Origin of the sequence: uncultured Polaribacter sp. (assembly GCF_947503855.1) — a bacterium.
Classification (GTDB): Bacteria; Bacteroidota; Bacteroidia; order Flavobacteriales; family Flavobacteriaceae; genus Polaribacter.
The window spans coordinates 227703-250931 of sequence record NZ_CANNFF010000002.1; the positions used below are offsets into that span (position 1 = coordinate 227703).

Sequence of the window (23229 nt, forward strand, 5' to 3'; positions counted from 1 at the left end):
TACAAAATTGATTTGTAACTTCGATTTTGAAATGCATCAAAAAACGAAAGACATACAAAAAAGATACGAAGGTTACTTACAGACTGCTTCTTTATGGAAAAATAATGCTGTTTTTAACTTAGAACAATTTAAAATCGATTCTAGATCAAAGAAAATAACTATTAATATTGATGAGAATTTGCGTTTAGGAAAATATGTAGAACGTTTTGTATCCTTCGAATTATCTCAAAAATCAACCATAAATATGATTGCTGAAAACATTCAAATTCAGCAAGAAAAAAGAACATTAGGCGAATTAGATTGTATTCTTTTAAAAGATGACATACCCATACATTTAGAAATAATTTATAAGTTTTATCTATATGATGTTTCAATTGGCAATACTGAAATAGAACATTTTATAGGCCCCAATAGAAAAGATAGTCTTTTAGAAAAATTAACAAAACTAAAAGAAAAACAGTTGCCACTTCTCTACTCTAAAGAATGTTCAGAATATTTATCAAGTTTAAATTTAAATCCAAAAAATATAGCACAACAAGTTTATTTTAAAGCGCAACTTTTTGTACCTTTCTCTAACAGAAACATACAACTTAAAAAGCTAAACACAATCTGTATTGCTGGGTTTTACATCAATTATAAGGAGCTTCCTCTTTTTTCTGATTGTAAGTTTTTTATTCCCGTTAAAAAAGATTGGCTCATAATTCCACATAAAAATGTAGATTGGCAATCTTTTGTAAGTTTTAAAAAAAGTTCTAGAGAATATTTAGATAGAAATTTTTCTCCACTTTGTTGGCTTAAAAAGACAAATGGTGAACTAGATAAATTCTTTTTGGTTTGGTGGTTGTAGGAGTGAGAATTGGTAAGTAAAAAAAAAGGAAACTAAAATTAGTTTCCTTTTTTTAAATTATTTACATTAAAATTTAGTTATTTCCTAAATCTTCATCATCTTTTTTGGTTTTCTTATTCCAAATTTTAATTTCATCATCTTTAGTAACTCCCTCTAAAATTTCAACATTTACGCCATCAGAAGTTCCTAATTCTACAAAAACTTTCTTAAAAGTATCATCAGCTTGTTTTATGTCAACAAAGGGTTTTTCAGTTTCTCTATCAAATTGCAAAAGTGACTCTTTAATAGCTAAAACACTATCTTTCTTCTCTAAAACAATTTCTGCATTGGCACTATAACCTGCTCTAATAAAGTACTCATCATCTAAAGACACATCAGCTTTAATTTTAAATTGAACTGCACCAGCTTCTTCTGTTCCTTTTGGAGCAATAAAGTTTAATTTTGCAGGAAATTTTTTACCTTCAATAGCTCCTAAAGAAATTTCGATATCAGTCCCACTTATTAATTTTCCAACTTCAGATTCATCAACTTTCCCTTCAAAAATCATTTTATTCATATCTGCAATAGAGGCAATGGTTGTACCTGCATTAAAATTGTTTGATTGAATTACCTGATCTCCTTCTTTGACAGGAATCTCTAATATTGTACCAGACATTTGTGCAATTATATTTGTATTAGCAGAAGCACCTGAGCCTGCAGAACCTCTTTTTATAATTTGATAATCGTTTTGAGCATTTTTTAAATCTTGCTTTGCTTGGTTGTAGGTTAGTTCTACATTTTCAAATTCTGCTCTTGGTATTACTCCTTTATCGAACAAATTTTCACTTCTTTTGTAAGTAATTTCTGCATTACCTAATCTTATTTTTGCATTGTCTACTCTACCTTTTGCACTAATTAAAGATTGCTCATTAGGCACTACTCTTACAGTTGCAATTAAATCTCCTTTTTTAACTTTAGAACCTTCTAACAACATAATTTTATCTATAATTCCTGTTATTTGAGGCTTAATTTCTATTTCTTCTAAAGGTGTTACTTTACCAGTTGCAATAGATTTTTTTACGATATCAGTTTTAAAAGCCTTTTCAGTTTCATAAGTAATTGGAGATGCACTATTTTTTTTGCCAAACCATATTAATACAAATATTAATGCGATTGCAATACTTCCGAAAATTATTATTTTTTTCATTTTAAAAAATTATTTATTCTTGTTATTTGGTTGTTTTATTCTTCTCTTAAAGCGTCAATTGGTTTTACAATAGTAGCCATATATGCAGGTATAAAACCTATTAATGTTCCTAATATAACTAAAACACTATAGGCTATTAATACAATTGGAATATTTACTGTTGGGTTTGTTAATAGGTCTTGCGAATCTATAAGCATTAAAATAAGACCTCCTGCAATAATACCTAATGAACCTGCCAATAATGTTAGAAATAAAGATTCTAGTACAATTTGCTGTCTAACTTTATTAGGAGTTGCTCCTAATGCTCTTCTAATTCCTATTTCTTTAGTTCTTTCTTTTACGGTTATTAGTAAGATATTACCAATAGCAAATACACCTGCAATTAACGTTGCAATACCTACAAACCAAGTTAAAAACTGCATTCCTGTAAGAAAACCTGTTACTTTAGCTATTTCTTTTCCTAGATTAAAGCCTCTAAAAGCTCTATTGTCATCTGGGTGAATTTTATGAATATTTTTTAGCAATAATTTCACATCTGCTTCTACCTGAACAATATCAAATTCTTTTTTTCCAGTTACAACCATCCACATAAATTTATCACCTTGATTGTAAACTACTCTAAAAGTACTAAATGGAATATGTATGTTATTTTTACCTTCAAACCTTCCAGATTTGTAAACACCAACTACTTGATAAGATATATTACTAATTTTTAAATAAGTTCCAACGGCCTCTTCTCCTTTGTCATATAATTCTTTATAAATTCCATCAGAAATCACACATATTTTCCTGTTTTCATCTATATCTTTCTGGTTGATAAATCGTCCATCTATAAGTTTCTTTTTTTGAACCTTATCTAACAATGGAAAATCTCCAAAAACAGTGAAATTACCTGTTTTAAAATCATGAGTAACTTGGCCACCTGTAGCATTTCTTGGAACTACAAATTGAATACCCTTAATTTCAGTTCTAATTTTATCTACATCTCTTGTTGTTAAGTTAATTTGCCTTCCTTCTTGAAAACCTTTAAAAGGCATAGAAGTTCTACTACCACTCATAAAAACACTATTGGTAGCAAAATCGCCAAACATGCTATTAAAACTATTTTCAATACCTTTCGCAGCACCTAATAAGCCTACTAACAAAAGTATACCCCAAAATGCACCAAAAATTGTAATTGCAGTTCTGGTTTTATTTTTACGAATACTTCCGTAAATTTCTTGCCATGTATCTTTTTCGAATAGAAATCTCATATTTAATCTGCGCTTAATGCTACTACTGGTTTTATATTTGCAGCTCTTTTTGCTGGTAAATAACCTGCAATCATTCCTGCAATAATCAGTGTTATTGTTGCTCCTACTACAACAGGTGTAGAAACTCCTGGATCTAAAATAAAATATTTTTTTAATGATGGCCCCACTAATTCTAAAATTCCAACACCTAATAAGAGACCTAAATATCCAGATATTGCTGTAATAAATATTGCTTCTTGCATAATCATAGCAACAATTACTTTTGGGGTTGCTCCAACTGCTTTTCTAATACCTAATTCTTTAGTTCTTTCTTTTACGATGTAAACCATAATATTACTAATACCAACAACTCCAGCTATTAAGGTTCCAAAACCGATTATAAATATTAAAATCCCCAAACCAACCATCATTCCTGATACTTCTTTGTTATCTGAAGCATAATTATTTAAACCTATAGCTCTTTGATCATTTGGAGATACATCGTGTTTTTTTTGAAGACTTCTTTTTAGTTGATTTCCAAAAACTATTGCTTCATCAATACTTAAACTTGGGTTATACGTTATTCCGAATTCGTCTACATAATCGTTATTTCCATAAAGTCTTTGCATTGTTGTAAATGGTGTATAAATATAGCGTTCATCACTATCTCCACCTGGATCAGAAAAAACTCCTATAATCTTATATATAATTCCGCCTATTTTTATTTGTTTTCTAAAAGCGCTTAATTGTCCAAATAAATCTTTTTCAAGCATTCTACCAATTACAACAACTTTTGATTTTTCTTGAATATCTCTGAAGTTTATAAAACGCCCTTCGATTATTTCTGCAGATTCAAGAACCTGATAATCAGGGTAAACCCCTCTCATGGAGTAACTTCCTTTTTCATCTTTATAAACTACTTCTGTACTTCTTTGTATTCTAGGACTAATAGTTTGTATTTTATTTCCAAAATTTTCTTTTATAAACTCAAAATCATCGTTTTTAAATTGGATTCTTCTACCTATTTGATTTCCTTTGTATGCTTTAGTAGTAAAGTTTGACCAAACGTAGATTGAGTTCATTGCATCTTTTGCAAACTCATTTTTGAATGTATTTTGTAAACCATTTCCAATTCCAAAAAGAAGTGTAAAAAGTAATATAGCAAAAGCTACTGTAAAACCTGAAAGTAATGAACGGAGTTTGTTTTTACTAATACTCTGAAAAATTTCTCTCCACCTATCTAAATCAAACATAATTAAACTGCCTTAGATGCTTTTGTTAACTCGTCGCTAATAATTAAACCATCTTTTAAACGAACTATTCTTTTGGTCTGATCTGCAACTTCTTCTTCGTGCGTAATTACAAAAACAGTCATTCCTTCGTCATTAATATCTTTTAATAAATCCATTACAGAGTCTGTTGTTGTAGAATCTAATGCTCCTGTAGGTTCATCTGCTAAAACAACTTTAGGTTTGGTTACCAATGCTCTTGCAATGGCCACACGTTGTTTTTGTCCACCAGAGAGTTCGTTAGGTAAGTGATTTGCCCAATCTTTTAACCCTACTTTTTCTAAATAATCTAAAGCAACCTCTAAACGCTCTTTTCTACTCATCCCCTTGTAATATAGAGGTAAAGCAACATTTTCTAGAGCTGTTTTGTATGAGATTAAGTTAAAAGATTGAAATACGAACCCTAAGAATTTATTACGTAACAAAGCCGCTTTTTTCTCATTCATATCTTTTATCAACTGACCATTTAAGTAGTAGGTTCCTTCATCATGTAAATCTAACAAACCAACAATATTTAGTAAAGTAGATTTTCCAGATCCAGAAGACCCCATAATTGATACGAATTCGCCTTCTTTTATGTGTAAATCAATTCCTTTTAATACATGTAAAGAATCTTTTCCAATAGGATAAGATTTGTGTAATTTTTCTATTTTAATCATTCGTTGGTTATTTAAAATATAAAAGTATTGAATGCTATTGACTGTACTTATTAATAATATGTTAAAAGCAAATTTTCTCTACAATTACAACCATAAGACGTATCAAAATAAAAAATGTTACAAGATTTTTAGAAAAAGTTAAAGTATCTTTGTTAAAATAAATTTTAAAGTGATTAAATGGTTTCTATTGCTAAAGATAAAAAGGTAATTTTGTTTGATGGAGTTTGTAATTTATGCAATAATTTTGTTACAAAAGTGATTCGTTTTGACAAAAAAAACACATTTTTATTTGCTGCAATACAGTCTAAATCTGGACAAGAAATTTTAGCTTATTTAAACATTGATACTACAAAAACAGATTCAATAATTTTATATGAACCTGGTGTTTCTTATGAGATAAAATCTATAGCAGCTTTAAAAATTATGAGTAATTTTGAAGGTTTATGGAAACTAACTCAAATTGGTTGGGTTTTTCCAGAGCTTTTTAGAAATTACATTTACGATTTTATAGCAAAAAACAGATATCATTGGTTTGGTAAAAAAGACAATTGTATGATACCAACTCTAGAAATAAAAGCAAAATTTTTAGATTAAATGAATTTTTCCAAAAAAGTAAATTGTATCATATTTGATATGGATGGCGTTATTATCGATTCTGAAGAAATCCACAAAAAAGCGTATTACGAAACTTACAAGTATTTAGGTGTAAACGTTTCAGAAGATTTATACAAATCATTTACTGGGTCTTCTACCATAAATGCTTTTCAAAGGTTGGTGGCTCATTTTAATTTAGATAACAATCCAGAGGATTTAGTAATCTATAAAAGAGAAAGATATGTAAACTATTTTGAAAACGACCCAAATTTAAGTTTGGTAAATGGTGTAGAAGAACTTATAAAACACCTATATAACAAAGGTTACACTTTAATTTTAGCATCTTCTTCTGCAATGATAAATATAGATCGTGTTTTTAACAGATTTAAGCTAAATTCTTATTTTAAAGGAAAAATTAGTGGCGCAGATTTAGCTAAAAGCAAACCACATCCAGAAATTTTTGAAAAAGCAGCTCTTTTAGCAAAAACACCCAAAGAAAACTGTATTGTTATAGAAGATTCTGATAATGGTATAAAAGCTGCAAACGATGCTGGTATTTTTGTTTTTGGATACGCAAATATTTTATCTGAAGGACAAACGCTAGAAAATGCAGATGCAGTTATTCATCATTTTAAAGAAATAAAGGAGTTTTTGTAAATAGATTGTTTAAAAATCAACAAGAATTAAAAGCCTTTATTGTAGAATCAATAAAAATAGTAAAGAAGTTTTTAGACATAGAAATATTGCATTTATTATTCAGATATTTGCATAAACAGTTACTTTTTAATAGTAAATAATGATTGATACTAGGCCTTTACAAAACTTACATAAATCACTTTCTGGTGATGTTTTATTTGATGATTTACACAAAACATTATATGCCACAGATGCTTCTGTTTATCGTAAAATACCTTTAGCAGTTGCTTTTCCTAAAGATGAAAAAGATATCAAAATTTTAATCGATTTTGCTACTAAAAATAACATTACTTTAATACCAAGAACTGCAGGTACATCTTTAGCAGGCCAATGTGTAGGAGATGGTATTGTAGTTGATGTTTCTAAGCATTTTACTCAAATTATTCATTTTAATGAGCAAAACAAAACCATTAAATTACAACCAGGAATTGTAAGAGATTCTTTAAACGTTTATTTAAAACCTTTTGGGTTGTTTTTTGGTCCTAACACATCAACATCTAACAGATGTATGATTGGTGGTATGGTGGGTAACAATTCTTCTGGAAGTACCTCTATAAGATATGGTGTTACTCGTGATAAAGTATTGGCTATAGATGCTATTTTAAGTGATGGTTCTTCAGCTACTTTTAAAGAAATTACATCAGAAGAATTCATCAACAAAACCAAAGAAAATAGTTTAGAAGGACAGATTTATCAATCCATTTATAAGGAATTGAATTCAGCATCTGTACAACAAGGAATTAAAAAGGAATTCCCTAAAGAAACCATTCATAGAAGATGTACTGGTTATGCTGTAGATGAGTTTTTAAAATCAGATTTGTTTGGAGGCACAGAACCTACGATAAATGTTGCTAAATTATTAGCAGGAAGTGAAGGAACTCTAGCTTTTTCGACAGCAATTACTTTACAGCTAGATACAATTCCACCGAAAGAAAGCATCATGGTTTGCTCTCATTTTAAAAGCATTAACGAGAGTTTAAAAGCCACATTAACATCCATGAATCATAATTTATACAATTGTGAATTGATGGATAAAACCATTTTAGATTGTACTAAGAACAATCGCGAATTGGCAAAAAACCGTTTCTTTTTACAAGGAGATCCAGAAGCTGTTTTAATGTTAGAAGTTGCTGCAGATACTTTACCAGAAGCAGAACTTTTAGCAAATAAATTAATAAAAGATTTAGAAAAAAACAATTTTGGGTATCATCACCCAAAAGTATATGGATTAGATATTGCTAAAGTGCATTATTTACGAAAAGCTGGTTTGGGTGCTTTAGGGAATATGGTGGGAGATATGAAAGCTGTGGCTTGTATCGAAGATACTGCTGTTGCACTAGAAGATTTGCCAAATTATATAGAAGAGTTTACCAAAATTATGGCAAAATACAAGCAAAATGCTGTGTATTATGCGCATGCAGGTGCTGGAGAATTGCATTTACGTCCTATTTTGAATTTAAAAAAATCTGAAGACGTCGTGTTGTTTCGAAAAATAACCACAGAAACTGCTAAATTGGTAAAAAAATACCAAGGTTCTTTTTCTGGTGAACATGGAGATGGAATTGTACGTGCAGAGTTTATTCCGTTAATGATTGGTGAAAACAATTATCAATTATTAAGAAGAATTAAAAAAGCATTTGATAAAAATAACATATTTAATAAAGGAAAAATTACCGATGCTTTTCCAATGGATAAAAGTTTGCGTTATGAAATTGACAGAACTGAACCTGAAATTGAAACCATTCAAGATTTTTCTGATAGTGAAGGCATTATAAAATTAGCCGAAAAGTGTAATGGTTCTGGAGACTGTAGAAAGCCTGTAGAAGCGGGTGGCACTTTATGCCCAAGTTATAGAGCTACTAAAGATGAAAAAGATACAACTCGTGCAAGAGCTAATATGTTACGTGAGGTTTTAACCAACAACACTGCTGCAAACAAATTTGATTCTAAAGAATTAAAAAAGGTTTTAGACCTTTGTTTAAGTTGCAAAGCTTGTGCTTCTGAATGCCCAAGCAATGTAGATATTGCTACTATGAAAGCTGAGTTTTTGTATCAATATCAAGAAACAAATGGTTATTCTTTTAGAAATAAATTATTTGCAAACAATGCCAAACTAAACAAATTAGGGAGCCTCACACCTACTTTAGCCAACGTGGTTTTAAATACTAAAATTGCAAAATCTGCTATGGGAGTTGCTGTTGAAAGAAGCGTTCCTAAATTGGCTAAAAAAACATTAAATAGTTGGTATAAAAAACATAAAATTGTTGAAAAGAACACAAAACAACCTAAAAAAGAAATCTATCTTTTTAACGATGAATTTACCAACTTTTACGATGTAGAAATTGGTAAAGACGCAGTTTATTTGTTAGAAAAATTAGGATATAGCGTTACTATTATCAATCACGAAGAAAGTGCAAGAAGTTATATCTCTAAAGGGTTTTTAAAAGAAGCCAAAGCTGTTTGCAATAAAAATATTGCTATTTTTAAAGATATCATATCTAAAGAAAATCCGTTAATAGGTGTAGAACCTTCTGCAATATTAACTTTTAGAGACGAATACATCAGATTAGCAGATGATAAAAAATCCGCTTCAACAATAGCAAAAAACACCTTTACTTTTGAAGAGTTTTTGGCTAACGAAATAGAAGAAGGAACTATTAGCAAAGACCGTTTTACAAAAGAATCTAAGGCTATTAAAATTCACGGACATTGTCATCAAAAAGCATTATCAAGTACAAATGCTAGTTTTCAAATTTTAAATTTACCAGAAAATTATACAGTAACCATATTAAATACAGGTTGTTGTGGTATGGCTGGTTCTTTTGGTTATGAAAAAGAACATTATAAAGTAAGCATGCAAGTTGGTGAAGATACGTTATTCCCTAAAGTAAGAAATTGTAGTGCTGATACAGAAATTGCTGCTGCTGGAACTAGTTGTCGTCATCAAATTTTTGATGGTACAAAACGTACTGCAAAGCACCCAATTACTCTTTTAAAAGAAGCTTTATTATAAAATTATGAGTAAAAAAAAGAACTATATAGCTGATGAAAATCGCTATGAAAAAATAAAATATAGAAGATCAGGTAATAGTGGTTTATTGTTACCGGAACTTTCTCTTGGCTTATGGCATAACTTTGGTGATAATGATGATTTTAAAAACGCTAGAAACCTTTTAAAATGTGCCTTTGATAACGGAATTACACATTTTGACTTGGCCAATAATTATGGACCACCTCCTGGTTCTGCCGAAAAAAACTTTGGTAAAATTTTAAAAAAGGATTTTAAACCTTACAGAGATGAATTGATTATTTCTTCGAAAGCAGGCTATGGTATGTGGCCTGGACCTTATGGAGATTTAGGCTCGAAGAAGTTTTTAGTGGCAAGTTTAGACCAGAGTTTACAAAGAATGGGACTAGATTATGTAGATATTTTTTACCACCACAGACCCGATTATGATACGCCTTTAGAGGAAACAATGGGAGCTTTAGATTTGATTGTAAGACAAGGGAAAGCTTTATATGTTGGGATTTCTAATTATCAACCAGAAAGAGCTGCTAAGGCTTTTAAAATTTTAAAAGAATTAGGAACTCCTTGTATCATTCATCAACCTAGATATAATCTATTTGATCGATGGATTGAAGATGGTTTGTTGGATTTATTAGACAATTCTGGAGTTGGAGCAATTTGTTTTTCTCCTTTGGCACAAGGCATGCTTACTAATAAGTACATTAATGGATTGCCACAAGATTCTAGAGCAGTAAAAGAAAGTCCTTTTTTAAATACAAGTCAAGTTTTAGAACATTTACCAAAAATTAAAGCGCTAAACGAAATTGCTAAAAATAGAAATCAGAATTTAGCACAAATGGCTATTTCTTGGATTTTAAAAGATGATAGAATTACTTCAGTCTTAATTGGTGCCAGTAAAACAGACCAAATTATAGACAGTTTAAAAGCTACAGAAAACACCTCTTTTTCTGATGATGAACTAAATAATATTAATGCCGTTTTAAAAGAATAAATGAAACAATTTTAAGAACTCCAAAATTCTCTCTTTTTATTCAATTCTTCTTCTTGATTTAAGTATTCTTCTGCTTCTTTTGGAGATAATACTTTTAAAAAAGAAGGATGCTGCTCGATAGCATATTCTATTTTTGTAACTATATCTGAAATTTCTTCATTCTCGTAATCAATTTCTAAAGGTTCTTTAATAACCATAGATTGTAATACGTTTCTTTTTTTTATTACCAATCCTTTTTTATCAAAAGAACGTCTAAAACCATCTATCACAATAGGTACAACAACTGGTTTACAAGTTTTTATAATATGTGCTGTTCCTCTTCTAATTGGTTTAAATGGCGTAGTTGTACCTTGTGGAAAAGTAATTACCCAACCATCTTTTATGGCTTTTTGAATGTTGGAAATATCAGAATTTTTAACCTGTCTGTTTACGTTTTTACCTGCGCTTCTCCAAGTTCTATCAATAGAAACAGAACCTGCGTAAGCAAACAGTTTTGGTAATAAACCAGCACGCATTGTTTCTCCAGCAGCCACAAAATAAATGTTTAATTTCGGATTCCAGATATAACCTATATTTTTAATCGTATCATCTCTACCTTTTAAAGATGCATTAAACACATGAAACATAGCTGCTACATCTGCAAAATAGGTTTGATGATTAGAAATAAATAATACATTTTTTTCTGGTAAATTTCTTAAAATTTCAGAACCCTCTATTTGTAAGTTGTTAAATTTACGATAACGTCCGTGAGAAATTAATCCAAAAATTCTAATAATCCATTTTTTTAAAAATAAATAATGACCAAATGGATTTTTTTTTAATAATGGCATCTTTGTTAGATAATACTTAGTTAACAACAAATTTACAAAACAAAATGTTAAAATGAAGAATTAAAGAGTTGTTTAATTTCTGATAACATCATAGCAGTAGCACCCCAAACTATGTAATTATTTAATTTAAAGCAAGGTGTATTAACTTTACCCATATAGGATGTTGTTAATAGTTTTGTTGTTATTGAATTATCATTTAATAAATCTTTTAACAAAACCTCTATTGTTTGCTCTACTTCGTAATTTTTTTTAAAAATGGGTTTTTGATTTACAAATCCTATAAAAGGTGTAGCCAAAAAATTACTTGGCGGTATAAAAACAGAGGTTAACTCTCTAACAATTTCTATTTCTGATGCTATTACCCCTACTTCTTCATAAGCTTCTCTTAAGGCTGTTGATTGTAAATTTACATCTGTTTTATCTATTTTACCTCCTGGAAAACTAATTTGTGCAGAGTGTGTACCTTTATAGGTAGCTCTTTCTATTAATAAAAAAGTAGTTTGGTTATTTTTGTTAGGATAAAAGAGAGCTAAAACAGCGGCTTTTTTAGGATTACTTAGTCTAATTTTATTGGCATCGTAGCGTTTTCTTAATCCTGGTGCTAATTTAAACTGCGCTTCTAAACCCCCTAACTTTTCTGTTTTTAAACTATTTAAATTGCTTTTAAAAGTGTCAAATTTCAAACTGTTTTCTCTATTTTAAGCTAATTTATATATTTCTATTTTAGTGTAGCAATTTTTGATAAGAAATTTGAACATGATATGTGTTATGGAAACTAAATAAAAAAGCGATTAGTAATGCTTTCGATACCATTGAATTTATTGCTACGTAATTAACAAACTTAAAAATGAAAAATTTATTGAAGTTGATTGATTGCGTTAGGGATTGAAGCATTTGTTTGAGCTCTTTTTTCTTATTTAGAAAAAAAGCGAGTGCTGAAAGCCCGTTAAAACGCCCAAAAAATTAATCTTCTTTTTTAAATAAAAAACCAAAACCTAATCTGCTTAAAAACTTTTTTTCAAACGCCCAGAAAAATTTAAATTGCCCAAACAACCAACCTACAATGGGTAAGGTTAATTGATAAATTGGAAAAATTAATAAAATCCTTAAAGGCCAGTAGATAAAACCAGATACTGTGTCTGGATTTAAACCGATAAAATTTGTTAAGGGTTTTGCTACCCAAGCCGCAAAAGAGCCGTTTATTGAAAAAACGATAAAAATAGCTGCTAAACTCCAATTACTTTCAATATTCCACCTCTGTTTTAATTTTCCCATATAATTAAGCTTCTTTATTTTTAGTTTTACGTAACATTAACCAAATACCTATTAATACAAGTGGAATACTTAAAACTTGCCCAGTATTTAACGGACTAAAAAACCACTCTTCTCCTCTTTTTTGTACCTGCGGCTCTTTTAAAAATTCGATTACGAAACGTAATGACCATAAAACAACCATAAACAAACCAAATAAATAACCTGTTAGTTCTTTTTTGTTGGTTTTCCAATACAAGTACCACATTACAAAAAATAAAGCTAAATAACTAAATGCTTCGTATAATTGTGTTGGATGTCTGGGTACAGTTTCTCCAGCTGCTTTAAAAATTACCCCAAAATTAGAACCTGTTTCTTTCCCGTAAATTTCTGAATTGAAAAAGTTTCCAAAACGGATGAAAAACCCAGCCAAAGCTACCATAATTGCCAATCTATCTAAAATAAATAACCAAGGTTGTTGTAAATGTTTCTTAGCATAAAAATACATAGCAATTGGAATTCCAATAGCTGCGCCATGGCTTGCAAAACCTGTAAAGCCAGTAAATCTCCAACCTTCTGCAGATTTTTTAAAGGGTAAAAATATTTCTAACAAATTATGCTGATAATAATTCCAACTATAAAAAAATACATCTCCTAAACGCATACCTATTAGCATAGAAACAAAAACATACATAAATAATGGGTCCATTTTTTCTGTAGGAATTTTGTCTTCTATATAGATTTTTTTCATGAGTCTTAAACCTAATAAAAAAGCAGTTACAAACATTAAACTGTACCAACGTATGGTAAAAAAACCTAAATCTATTCCTATGGATGGATCCCAATTGATTGCTATAAAACTCATATTTACTATTTTTATTATTGTTATATCTTGTGATTTTTTAATTTCAATAATTACTAAAACTGACAATTTTATTTTTTTCTACTCTTTTTTTATTTTTTCAGGAACAGGGTCGTAACCACTGCCTCCCCAAGGATGACAACTAAAAATTCGTTTTAAAGCTAACCAACCACCAGAAAATAAACCGTATTTTTGCAATGCTTCTATGGTGTAATGTGAACATGTGGGACTGTATCTACAGGTTGCTGGTGTAAACGGTGATATAGCTGTCTGGTAAAAACGAACTAATAAAATAAGGAAGCCCCCTAACCCCCAAAGGGGGAATTTGCCACTTGTTTTTTTAGTTGTTTTATTTTTCATTGGTGTAAAAACTTTTCTTTTTAAAGTTTTTTTTGGTTTTCAGTTTGATTGGAACTCCTTCCCTTTGGGAAGGTTGGGATGGGCTTTAATTTACTGAAAAAGTAGTACCTTCTTTACCATCTTTTAACTGAATACCTAATTCAATTAACTCGTCTCTAATTTGGTCAGATAAAGCCCAATCCTTATTTTCTCTTGCTTCTTTTCGTAGTTTAATTAACAACTCTACTACTCCATTTATTTTTTCTGAACTGTCTTGAGTTGCCTCATTCATCAACCCTAAAATATCAAAAACAAAAACATTGATAGTGGTTTTAAACTCTTCTAAATCAGCATTTGTTAAACCTGCTTTATGCTCTTTAATTTGGTTGATTACCTTTACAGCTTCAAATAAATGCGATATTAAAATGGGTGTATTAAAATCATCATTCATAGCGTCATAACAGGCTTTTTTCCATTTTTTCACATCGAAAGTAGAGGCTTTATCAGCTTCTATTTTATCCAAAAATGTAATGGCTTCCATTAACTTAGCATGTCCTTTTTCTGATGCTTCTAAGGCTTCTCCAGAAAAGTCTAAAATACTTCTATAGTTGGCTTGCATGTTAAAAAAACGTACTACAGAAGCTGAAAAGGCTTTGGGCAAAATATTATTTTTACCTGATAAAATTTCGTTTGGTAAAATAAAATTCCCAGTGGATTTAGCCATTTTTTGACTATTTAACAATAACATGTTGGTATGCATCCAATAATTTACGGGTTTTACACCTGAGCAAGTTTGCGATTGTGCAATTTCACATTCGTGATGTGGAAATTTTAAATCCATACCACCACCATGAATATCGAAACTTTCACCTAAATATTTGGTACTCATCACAGAACACTCTAAATGCCAACCCGGAAAACCATCTGACCATGGTGAAGGCCAACGCATTATATGGCGTTCTTCGGCTTTTTTCCAAAGTGCAAAATCTTGTGGGTTTTTCTTGTCTGATTGTCCATCTAAAGCACGTGTATTGTGAATTAAGTCTTCTACTTTTCTGCCAGATAAAATTCCATAGTGATTAGATTTATTGTAGGCTAATACATCAAAATAGACAGAACCATTTACCTCGTATGCAAAACCTTTTTCTATGATTTCTTTAATCATTTCTATTTGTTCTACAATATGGCCAGTTGCTGTAGGCTCTATGCTTGGTGGCAAAAAGTTGTAATTTTTTAGCACATTATGAAAATCTACAGTGTAACGTTGTACAACTTCCATCGGTTCTATTTCTTCTAAACGTGCTTTTTTTGCAATTCTATCTTCGCCTTCATCTGCATCATTTTCTAAATGACCAGCATCTGTAATATTACGAACGTAACGCACCTTATATCCTAAATGTAAAAGATACCTGTACACAACATCGAAAAACATAAATGTTCTTACGTTGCCTAAATGTGCATTGCTATATACTGTTGGACCGCAAACATACATGCCAACGTAACCTTCTGTTATGGGTTTAAAATCCTCTTTAGACTTGTTAAGAGAATTGTATATTTTCAATTGATTTTCTTTGTAGAGTTCCATTAAAAAAAGTGACTATTTACAGTGGATAAAGATAGGCACTTTATTAAGAATAGAGAAATGGAAATTGAGAGAAGTTTGGTAAATAGTTTGAAATAGAAATAAGATAAATATTTACTAGAAAATTACTTAATTATAATAGTACTATAATCTGCTTTTAAAGAGATTTTATTATTTGTTTTTAATACAGATCTACTAAAGATTGATGTAAATATTTGGTTGGTTTCATTAAAATAATCTTACTCTAAAGACGATAGATTTTTTGGAGTGTTGCAAAATTGTAATAATTTATTTCTAAATTTACATATTTACTTTTATAAATGAACAAAAATTCTTCTGCATTATATGAAAATGAAGGTGTTTCTCAACCAGAAACAACCAGTAAAACCAGTGCAGAAAAAATAAAACTTAACAGAGCTAAACAAAACTCTGTAGATTTTTTTACTTCAGAAATCTTAAAGGGTAATATTACGTATTTAAGTCGTGCAATTACTTTGGTGGAAAGTACAAATGTGAAACATCAACAAAAAGCAAACGAAATATTAGAGCGTTGTTTGCCACATGCAAATAAATCAGTAAGAATAGGAATTACAGGTGTACCTGGTGTTGGTAAAAGCACGTTTATTGAATCTTTTGGTAAACATTTAACATCCAAAGAAAAAAAAGTAGCGGTTTTAGCTGTAGACCCAAGTAGCGCTGTAAATAAAGGGTCTATTTTAGGCGATAAAACCAGAATGGAACAATTGGTTACCGATAAAAATGCTTTTATTAGACCCTCTCCTTCTGGAACTTCTTTAGGTGGTGTTGCACAAAAAACAAGAGAAAGTATCATTTTATGTGAAGCTGCTGGTTTTGATACTATTATTATAGAAACTGTGGGTGTTGGGCAATCTGAAACTGTAGTACATTCTATGGTAGACTTCTTTTTATTACTAAAACTGGCTGGAGCTGGAGACGAATTACAAGGCATAAAGCGTGGTATTATAGAAATGGCAGATGCTATTGTAATTAATAAAGCTGATGGTGAAAACGAAAAAAATGCAAAAATTGCTAAAGTAGAATTTAATCGAGCATTGCATTTATATCCACCAAAAGAAAGTAACTGGCAACCAAAAGTACTTATTGCAAGTGCATTGCACAATACAGGAATTCAAGAAATTGACAACATGATTTCTGAATACCTAACCTTAACAAAAGAAAATAATTATTTTATTGATAAAAGAAATGCACAAAATAAATATTGGTTATTGGCTACTATAGAACAACAATTAAAAGCTAATTTTTATAATAATCCGTTAATTAAAAAAGCTTTAGAAAAAGAAATAGATAAATTAGAAAAAAGCAAAACAACCCCTTTTAATGCAGCAAAACGCTTGTTAGAATTGTAGTTTTTTTGTTTAAAAACTTTAATAAATATAAATTAGTTAAGTACGAGTATAAGTCATTAAAACGAGGTCGTATTCGTAAAAATTTTAGTTAAAAAATGTTAGATAGAACAAAATTTATACAGAATGAGTAGAAAACACTTTCACACATTCGATGCTTTAAGATTTTTCGCTTTTCTTTTAGTTTTTTTATTACACTTACCTAAGACGGGAAACATACATATTGATTTCTTTCTTAAGAGCGGAGGAATTGGTGTAACATTCTTTTTTGTTTTAAGCGGATTTCTAATTACTTATATTTTACTCTATGAAAAAAAACACCAAAATAAAATATCTCTAAAGAAATTTTTCGCTAGACGTATTCTGAGAATTTGGCCATTATTTTACCTTATGATAGCGTTTGCATATTTATCTCCATATATATTGAATGCCTTAAACTTGCCTTTTAGCAGTGAAGGGTACAAACCTGATTTATTGACATCAATATTCTTTGGTGAGAATTATAAAATGATGATGACGAATACATTTCCTGATGGAGCACCTTTAAGAGTTATGTGGTCACTTTGTATCGAAGAACATTTTTATATTCTTTGGGCGGTATTACTCTATTTTATTTCTGTAAAAAAAATTCCTCATATTATTATATCCAGCATTATTATTGCTAATATCTCTCGGCAAATTTACACTCATTTTGGAATAAGTCATATTGATATATTTTCTCATCTTGATTACTTTGCATTTGGAGCAATTCCCGCATATATCTTAATGCAAAGGGAAAATTTTATAAATTATTTAGAAAAAATTCCAAGATATTTTAAATATATTTTTTTGATTTTAACCATTGCAATCGTTTTTATAATCCCCAATATTAAATTCGTATTTATTGAGTTTTTATCACCTTTTATCTTGGGCCTTTTATTTTCAGTTAGTATACTATTCACATTAGGAAATAATTCTATTCACATAAATGACAATTTATGGATTAGCAAATTAGGTATTTATACATATGGATTATACTTATATCATACTATTATACTCTTATTTCTAATTCAGGTTTTTAAGTATTTAACGTTCTCTAATTGGTATTTATTAGGGGTAACATCTTTAATTATGACAATCGGCATTAGTATAATCTCATATCATTTATTCGAAAAAAAATTTTTAAAGTTGAAAAAATATTTTTACTAAATGATAAAACCTATGGAATGTCTAGTTTTGTTGGTACTATTTTAAGTGAATAACTTAACTTAGCAATATGGGTAAAATAGTTTATGATCAAAGTTTTAAAAAGACCTTAGTAGAATTATTAAATTCTGGTAAATCTGTAAAAGACCTTACAAAAGAATTTGGTATTAGTCAAGCTTCCATTCATCGGTGGAATAAAGAATTTAACACTACAACTTCAAAACAAAACAATCAATCTGAAGTACTTAAAATAAAGTCTTTAGAAAAAGAATTAAAGGATGTAAAATTAGAGCGTGATATATTAAAAAAGGCGGTAAGCATCTTTTCCAAGAGCGACAAGTAATATACCAGTTTATTAAACTTAACACTGGTTTATTTCCTGTTAAAAAGATGTGTAAATGTATGAGAGTTAGTAAAAACAGTTATTATACCTGGTTGCGGTCTGGTCAATATAAGCGACAGAAAAGCTCCATATCTCTCTTAAAATCAAGAATTACTACTATTTTTAATCAAAGTAAACAAATATATGGTAGTTTACGTATTCAAAAATCGTTAGAACCCGAAGGGCTAGTTTATTCAAGATCTTACATTGCTTTAATTATGAAAGAACTGGGTTTAAGAAGTGTACTAAGTAAAAAGTTTAGAGTTTGTACAACAGATTCAAATCATACTTTTGCCTTGGCAGATAATGTATTAAATAGAGACTTTACAAGTACGCAATTAGGTGAAAAATGGGTTTCTGATATTACATATATAAAAGTTAGCAATCAATGGAATTACCTTACAACGGTTTTAGATTTAGCAGATAGAAAAATAGTGTCATGGGCATTAACTGAAGATATGAGTACTGAAAATACCGTTTATAAAGTCTGGTTACAAGCAAGAAAAAATAGAACTATAACTAATAATCATATTTTTCATTCTGATAGAGGCGTACAATATGCATCCAATAAAATGACAAGCGTTTTAAAGGCAAGTAAGAAAATAACGCAAAGTATGAGTAGAAAAGCAAACTGCTGGGACAATGCTGTTGCCGAGAGTTTCTTTAAAACAATAAAATCTGAATGCACAAACAGATATTCTTTTAAATTCTTTTTAGAAGCATATCAAGTTATTGACCAGTATATTAAATGGTACAATTATAAAAGACTTCATTCTTCTTTAGGTTATAAGTCACCTCTAGAAATGGAAATGGAATTAATAACGAAAAATAATAAAAATGTAGCTTAAAAATTAGTACCAAATTTATTAGGTAGTCCACTAATCCTATATCTAACTTAAGTTGTATAAAATTAATTTTAGGTTTTATCTTATCTACGAAATCACTCACAAACTTTAAATCTGTGTTTTATTCACTAATTTTGTTGCTTAAAACTCGTAACTAATCTTACACACACACTAGCTAATTTCACTCCAAATTTTAGAGTGTTTACTCATTTTTACATAGGCTTTTTTAATAGGTACGTTTTCTGGTTTAGATAAGGTATCATCTTCTTGTAATACAGCCATAGCTGTATTTCTGGCAGCAACTAAAATTTTAGAATCTTTTACAACATCAGCAATTTTTAAATTTAAAATGCCACTTTGTTGTGTACCCATTAAATTTCCAGGTCCACGTAACTTTAAATCTACCTCTGCAATTTTAAATCCATCTGTAGTTTCTACCATGGTTTTTAAACGCGTTTTACCTTCTTCAGATAATTTATAGCTAGATAATAAAATACAATAACTTTGGTCTGCACCTCTACCTACTCTACCTCGTAATTGATGTAATTGAGACAAGCCAAAACGTTCTGCACTTTCTATAATCATTACACTTGCATTGGGTACATTTACACCAACTTCAATCACAGTTGTGGCCACCATAATTTGAGTTTCTCCATTCACAAATCGCTGCATTTCAAAATCTTTGTCTGCAGGTTTCATTTTACCATGTACAATACTAATTTGATAATTTGGCGATGGAAATTCTCTAGAAATACTTTCATAACCATCCATTAAATCTTTATAATCCATCGCTTCAGATTCTTGAATTAATGGATAAACCACGTAGACTTGTCTTCCTTTTTTAATTTCATCTTTCATAAATTTAAAAACCGACAATCTATTGCTATCAAAACGATGCACCGTTTTCACTTCTTTTCTTCCTGGAGGTAATTCGTCAATTACAGAAATATCTAAATCACCATATACAGACATTGCCAATGTTCTTGGTATTGGTGTTGCTGTCATCACTAATATATGTGGTGGTAAGGCCTTCCCTAACCCTTCCAAAGGAAGGGAACTCTCAGCTCTATGTTTTAATTCTTCTGAGATATGTTTCAATACTTTATCAATATCTCCAATAACTTCTTCATTGGTAAATCTGATGACTTTGAAACCTAATGTATTAAGAATTTCTGTTCTTAATTCATCTGCTTCTTGCTGTTCTTTTGTATTATGATATTTGCCATCAACTTCTATAATTAGTCTTTTTTCAATGCAAATAAAATCGACTATAAACTCATCAACAATATGTTGTCTTCTAAATTTAAAACTTAATTTTTTAGTTCTTAATTGCTCCCAAAGAACTTGTTCTGCTTCAGTAGTTTGTTGTTTTCTGTTTTTTTGTAATTCTTTCATCAATTTATAAGCAGATGGGCGAGCTGTTTCATAACGATTCCGCAATTCTACTCCTTCCCTTTGGGAAGGTTGGGATGGGCCACCTTTCATCCACAATTTTGCTCTTTGTTTTACACCAAACCTGTGCTGTTCGTCAATAATAGCAATACCAAGATTTTTAAATTGTACTTTATCTTCTAATAAGGCATGTGTACCCACTAAAATATGTAAACTACCATCTTCTAAACTAGCGTGAATTTCTTTTCGTTTTTTTGTTTTTACAGACCCTGTTAAAATAGCAACCTTAATATTCATGCCTTCTAACAATTCTGAAACAGCAATAAAATGCTGATTTGCTAAAATTTCTGTAGGCGCCATAATGGTGGCTTGAAAACCATTATCTATTGCTAAAAGCATGGTTAATAAAGCTACAATTGTTTTTCCTGAGCCAACATCTCCTTGTAAAAGTCGGTTCATATGTGCACCAGATGCTACATCTTTTCTAATTTCTTTTAAAACTCTTTTTTGGGCATTTGTTAAATCAAAAGGTAACTTTTTACTATAAAATTGATTAAAAACAGCACCAACATTTTCAAAAATAAAACCTTTGTTTTTAGTTTTATTGATGAGTTTTTTACGCAATAATTGTAATTGAATAAAAAATAATTCTTCAAACTTTAATCTGTTTTGAGCTTTGGCTAAGTTTTCTTGACTTTTAGGAAAATGTATATTTAACAATGCATCTCTTTTTAACATCAACTTAAAATCACTTATAATTTCTTGAGATAAACTTTCTTGTATGCCGTCATAAAACTGCTGTAATAAATTTTGTTGATAGGTTCGCATCATTTTATTAGAAAAACCAGAATTGGTTAATTTTTCTGTTGATGGATAAACAGGTTGCATTTTAGTTTGTAGTTTCTTTTTGTACTCTGTTACTAACTCCATTTCTGGATGTGGAATACTAAAACTGCCATTATAATGGTTTAATTTACCATAAACCACATAAGGTTGATTAATTTTTAAAGAATCTTTAATCCATTTTTGGCCTTTAAACCAGACTAGTTCCATAGAACCAGTAGAATCTTGAAAAGTAGCTACTAATCTACTTCCTCTTTTTTGAGCTACCGATTTTACACGTGTAATTTTACCTACAATTTGTACTTCAGCGGTACTTGGCTGTAAGTCTTTTATGGCATAAAACTGGGTTTTATCTATATATCTAAAAGGAAAAAAATGTAATAGATCGTTACAAGTTTTTATACCCAATTCTGCAAAAAGCAATGCCGCTTTTTGTACACTTATACCTTTAATATATGTAATAGGTTGGTCTAAATTCAACTTTTAAAAGTTTGTAAAAACGAAAATACAAAATACCTTTTATTTGACGTATCTTTGCACCCCATTAGATTTAAATAAAATGAGATTACACAGAAATTTAACATTTGCTGTTATAGACAGTATTAGAGATATATTTAACGAAGGTGTTTACGCAGATAAAGCCGTAGAAAAAGCTTTAAAAAGAGATAAACGTTGGGGTGCAAGAGATCGTAAGTTTGTGGCAGAAACCATTTACGAAATGGTACGTTGGAATAGGTTATACGCAGAAATTGCAGAAGTAAAAATACCTTATGATAGAGATAATATTTGGAGATTGTTTTCTGTATGGTGTATTCTAAGAGGAATTGCATTACCAGATTGGAATCAAATTGGTGATGTGCCAGAAAGAAGGATTAAAGGGCGTTTTGCTGAATTATCTAAAATTAGAAAATATAGAGAATCTGTACCAGATTGGATGGACGAATTATGTATATCTGAATTAGGAGAAGCTATTTGGACCAAAGAAATTGAAGCTTTAAATGAGCAAGCCAAAGTAATTTTACGAACTAATACATTAAACATTACCAAAGAAGTTCTTCAGAAAAAATTAAGAGCAGAAAATGTAATTACAGAATTTGTACCTAATCATCCAGATGCTTTGGTATTACCAGAAAGAGCCAATGTATTTAAAACAGAAGCTTTTCACAATGGTTTTTTTGAAGTTCAAGATGCCTCCTCTCAATTAGTAGCTGCTTATTTAGATGTACAACCAGGTATGAAAGTAGTAGATACTTGTGCTGGTGCTGGTGGTAAAACCTTGCATTTATCTGCTTTAATGCAAAATAAAGGGCAAATAATTGCTATGGATATTTACGAAAGTAAATTAAAAAAATTAAAAGTAAGAGCCAGAAGAAACAAAGCACATAATATAGATATGCGTGTAATAGATTCTACAAAACCTATTAAAAAACTATATGGTAAAGCAGATAGAGTTTTAATAGATGCGCCTTGTTCTGGTTTGGGTGTTATTAGAAGAAACCCAGATTCTAAGTGGAAATTACAACCAGAATTTATAGATAACATTAAAAACGTACAGCAAGAAATTTTACAGAGTTACTCTAAAATGGTAAAACCAGGTGGTAAAATGGTGTATGCAACTTGTTCAATTCTTCCATCAGAAAATCAAAATCAAGTTAATACTTTCTTAACATCAGAAGCAGGAAAAGAGTTTACCTTTGTATCAGATAAAAAAGTGTTAGCTCATAAATCTGGTTTTGACGGATTTTACATGGCGCTTTTAGAAAAAAAATAACCTTAATATATTGCTAGTAATAGGTTTAATTGCAGAAAAA

General features: G+C 30.0%; 20 protein-coding genes. 9 read left to right on the forward strand and 11 right to left on the reverse strand.

The annotated features are described in order from the left end of the window. The first annotated feature begins 7 nt into the window (after positions 1-7). Positions 8-847 carry a DUF1853 family protein gene (locus tag Q0662_RS02450; protein ID WP_347186397.1) on the forward strand — a complete coding sequence of 280 codons (840 nt, stop codon included), beginning with the start codon at positions 8-10 and terminating at the stop codon, positions 845-847. Between the two features lie 73 nt (positions 848-920). Here Q0662_RS02450 and Q0662_RS02455 read toward each other — a convergent pair whose 3' ends face one another. Genes Q0662_RS02455 through Q0662_RS02470 form a run of 4 tightly spaced genes read right to left on the reverse strand, consistent with a single transcriptional unit; the run spans position 921 to position 5213 of the window. Further along, positions 921-2033, reverse strand: a complete 1113-nt coding sequence (locus Q0662_RS02455; protein WP_298946825.1) for an efflux RND transporter periplasmic adaptor subunit — start codon at positions 2031-2033, stop codon at positions 921-923. Between the two features lie 35 nt (positions 2034-2068). Beyond that, positions 2069-3286, reverse strand: coding sequence for an ABC transporter permease (locus Q0662_RS02460; RefSeq protein WP_298946827.1), 1218 nt, complete (start codon positions 3284-3286; stop codon positions 2069-2071). A 2-nt stretch (positions 3287-3288) separates the two neighbouring features. After that, a complete protein-coding gene (locus Q0662_RS02465) occupies positions 3289-4518 on the reverse strand; it encodes an ABC transporter permease (RefSeq protein WP_298946829.1) in 1230 nt (409 codons plus the stop codon). A 2-nt stretch (positions 4519-4520) separates the two neighbouring features. Next, positions 4521-5213 carry an ABC transporter ATP-binding protein gene (locus Q0662_RS02470; RefSeq protein ID WP_298946831.1) on the reverse strand — a complete coding sequence of 231 codons (693 nt, stop codon included), beginning with the start codon at positions 5211-5213 and terminating at the stop codon, positions 4521-4523. Positions 5214-5390: 177 nt separating this feature from the next. Between Q0662_RS02470 and Q0662_RS02475 the strand changes: the two genes are divergently transcribed. The 4 genes from Q0662_RS02475 to mgrA all read left to right on the forward strand — a co-directional run bounded on the left by Q0662_RS02475 (position 5391) and on the right by mgrA (position 10522). Beyond that, the gene (locus tag Q0662_RS02475) at positions 5391-5807 is read left to right on the forward strand and encodes a thiol-disulfide oxidoreductase DCC family protein (protein WP_298946833.1); all 417 of its coding nucleotides are present in this window, start codon (positions 5391-5393) and stop codon (positions 5805-5807) included. Further along, positions 5808-6464 (forward strand): HAD family phosphatase, encoded by a 657-nt coding sequence (locus Q0662_RS02480; protein ID WP_298946835.1) that lies wholly within the window; start codon positions 5808-5810, stop codon positions 6462-6464. A gap of 139 nt (positions 6465-6603) precedes the next feature. Beyond that, positions 6604-9516, forward strand: coding sequence for an FAD-binding and (Fe-S)-binding domain-containing protein (locus Q0662_RS02485; RefSeq protein ID WP_298946837.1), 2913 nt, complete (start codon positions 6604-6606; stop codon positions 9514-9516). Between the two features lie 4 nt (positions 9517-9520). Further along, complete coding sequence (gene mgrA, locus Q0662_RS02490) at positions 9521-10522, forward strand: L-glyceraldehyde 3-phosphate reductase (protein WP_298946839.1); 1002 nt, start codon at positions 9521-9523, stop codon at positions 10520-10522. An 11-nt stretch (positions 10523-10533) separates the two neighbouring features. On the opposite strand, the gene Q0662_RS02495 is transcribed toward mgrA, so the two are convergent. The 6 genes from Q0662_RS02495 to cysS all read right to left on the reverse strand — a co-directional run bounded on the left by Q0662_RS02495 (position 10534) and on the right by cysS (position 15389). Continuing rightward, on the reverse strand, positions 10534-11352 hold the full coding sequence (locus tag Q0662_RS02495; protein ID WP_298946841.1) for a 1-acyl-sn-glycerol-3-phosphate acyltransferase: 819 nt from the start codon (positions 11350-11352) through the stop codon (positions 10534-10536). Positions 11353-11399: 47 nt separating this feature from the next. Further along, positions 11400-12035 (reverse strand): CoA pyrophosphatase, encoded by a 636-nt coding sequence (locus Q0662_RS02500; protein WP_298946843.1) that lies wholly within the window; start codon positions 12033-12035, stop codon positions 11400-11402. A 280-nt stretch (positions 12036-12315) separates the two neighbouring features. After that, on the reverse strand, positions 12316-12627 hold the full coding sequence (locus Q0662_RS02505) for a DUF6787 family protein (RefSeq protein ID WP_298946845.1): 312 nt from the start codon (positions 12625-12627) through the stop codon (positions 12316-12318). A 4-nt stretch (positions 12628-12631) separates the two neighbouring features. Beyond that, a complete protein-coding gene (lgt, locus tag Q0662_RS02510; RefSeq protein WP_298946847.1) occupies positions 12632-13468 on the reverse strand; it encodes a prolipoprotein diacylglyceryl transferase in 837 nt (278 codons plus the stop codon). 78 nt (positions 13469-13546) lie between these two features. Next, entirely contained in the window at positions 13547-13825 is a 279-nt protein-coding gene (gene yidD / locus Q0662_RS02515; protein ID WP_298946849.1) for a membrane protein insertion efficiency factor YidD, read from the reverse strand. Positions 13826-13910: 85 nt separating this feature from the next. Continuing rightward, the gene (cysS, locus tag Q0662_RS02520) at positions 13911-15389 is read right to left on the reverse strand and encodes a cysteine--tRNA ligase (RefSeq protein ID WP_298946851.1); all 1479 of its coding nucleotides are present in this window, start codon (positions 15387-15389) and stop codon (positions 13911-13913) included. Positions 15390-15706: 317 nt separating this feature from the next. Between cysS and meaB the strand changes: the two genes are divergently transcribed. The 3 genes from meaB (at position 15707) to Q0662_RS02535 (ending at position 19186) form a co-directional block, all read left to right on the forward strand. Then, positions 15707-16774 (forward strand): methylmalonyl Co-A mutase-associated GTPase MeaB, encoded by a 1068-nt coding sequence (meaB, locus tag Q0662_RS02525; protein WP_298946853.1) that lies wholly within the window; start codon positions 15707-15709, stop codon positions 16772-16774. A gap of 123 nt (positions 16775-16897) precedes the next feature. Continuing rightward, a complete protein-coding gene (locus Q0662_RS02530) occupies positions 16898-17959 on the forward strand; it encodes an acyltransferase (RefSeq protein WP_298946854.1) in 1062 nt (353 codons plus the stop codon). Positions 17960-18026: 67 nt separating this feature from the next. Next, positions 18027-19186, forward strand: a protein-coding gene (locus Q0662_RS02535; RefSeq protein WP_298946856.1) for an IS3 family transposase whose coding sequence is annotated in 2 segments (ribosomal slippage) — positions 18027-18258 and positions 18258-19186 — 1161 coding nt in all. Because the reading frame shifts where the segments join, the coding sequence is not laid out codon by codon here. A gap of 168 nt (positions 19187-19354) precedes the next feature. Here Q0662_RS02535 and Q0662_RS02540 read toward each other — a convergent pair. Then, the gene (locus Q0662_RS02540; protein ID WP_298946858.1) at positions 19355-21898 is read right to left on the reverse strand and encodes a DUF559 domain-containing protein; all 2544 of its coding nucleotides are present in this window, start codon (positions 21896-21898) and stop codon (positions 19355-19357) included. Between the two features lie 79 nt (positions 21899-21977). Between Q0662_RS02540 and Q0662_RS02545 the strand changes: the two genes are divergently transcribed. After that, positions 21978-23189, forward strand: a complete 1212-nt coding sequence (locus tag Q0662_RS02545) for a methyltransferase domain-containing protein (RefSeq protein ID WP_298946861.1) — start codon at positions 21978-21980, stop codon at positions 23187-23189. Positions 23190-23229: the final 40 nt, after the last annotated feature.

Excerpts from the sequence above, each read along its gene's own strand:
- Q0662_RS02455 (WP_298946825.1), bottom strand. The coding sequence starts at position 2,033 with ATGAAAAAAATAATAATTTTCGGAAGTATTGCAATCGCATTAATATTT.
- Q0662_RS02460 (WP_298946827.1), bottom strand. The coding sequence starts at position 3,286 with ATGAGATTTCTATTCGAAAAAGATACATGGCAAGAAATTTACGGAAGT.
- Q0662_RS02465 (WP_298946829.1), bottom strand. The coding sequence starts at position 4,518 with ATGTTTGATTTAGATAGGTGGAGAGAAATTTTTCAGAGTATTAGTAAA.
- Q0662_RS02470 (WP_298946831.1), bottom strand. The coding sequence starts at position 5,213 with ATGATTAAAATAGAAAAATTACACAAATCTTATCCTATTGGAAAAGAT.
- Q0662_RS02475 (WP_298946833.1), top strand. The coding sequence starts at position 5,391 with ATGGTTTCTATTGCTAAAGATAAAAAGGTAATTTTGTTTGATGGAGTT.
- Q0662_RS02480 (WP_298946835.1), top strand. The coding sequence starts at position 5,808 with ATGAATTTTTCCAAAAAAGTAAATTGTATCATATTTGATATGGATGGC.
- Q0662_RS02485 (WP_298946837.1), top strand. The coding sequence starts at position 6,604 with ATGATTGATACTAGGCCTTTACAAAACTTACATAAATCACTTTCTGGT.
- mgrA (WP_298946839.1), top strand. The coding sequence starts at position 9,521 with ATGAGTAAAAAAAAGAACTATATAGCTGATGAAAATCGCTATGAAAAA.
- Q0662_RS02495 (WP_298946841.1), bottom strand. The coding sequence starts at position 11,352 with ATGCCATTATTAAAAAAAAATCCATTTGGTCATTATTTATTTTTAAAA.
- Q0662_RS02505 (WP_298946845.1), bottom strand. The coding sequence starts at position 12,627 with ATGGGAAAATTAAAACAGAGGTGGAATATTGAAAGTAATTGGAGTTTA.
- lgt (WP_298946847.1), bottom strand. The coding sequence starts at position 13,468 with ATGAGTTTTATAGCAATCAATTGGGATCCATCCATAGGAATAGATTTA.
- yidD (WP_298946849.1), bottom strand. The coding sequence starts at position 13,825 with ATGAAAAATAAAACAACTAAAAAAACAAGTGGCAAATTCCCCCTTTGG.
- cysS (WP_298946851.1), bottom strand. The coding sequence starts at position 15,389 with ATGGAACTCTACAAAGAAAATCAATTGAAAATATACAATTCTCTTAAC.
- meaB (WP_298946853.1), top strand. The coding sequence starts at position 15,707 with ATGAACAAAAATTCTTCTGCATTATATGAAAATGAAGGTGTTTCTCAA.
- Q0662_RS02530 (WP_298946854.1), top strand. The coding sequence starts at position 16,898 with ATGAGTAGAAAACACTTTCACACATTCGATGCTTTAAGATTTTTCGCT.
- Q0662_RS02545 (WP_298946861.1), top strand. The coding sequence starts at position 21,978 with ATGAGATTACACAGAAATTTAACATTTGCTGTTATAGACAGTATTAGA.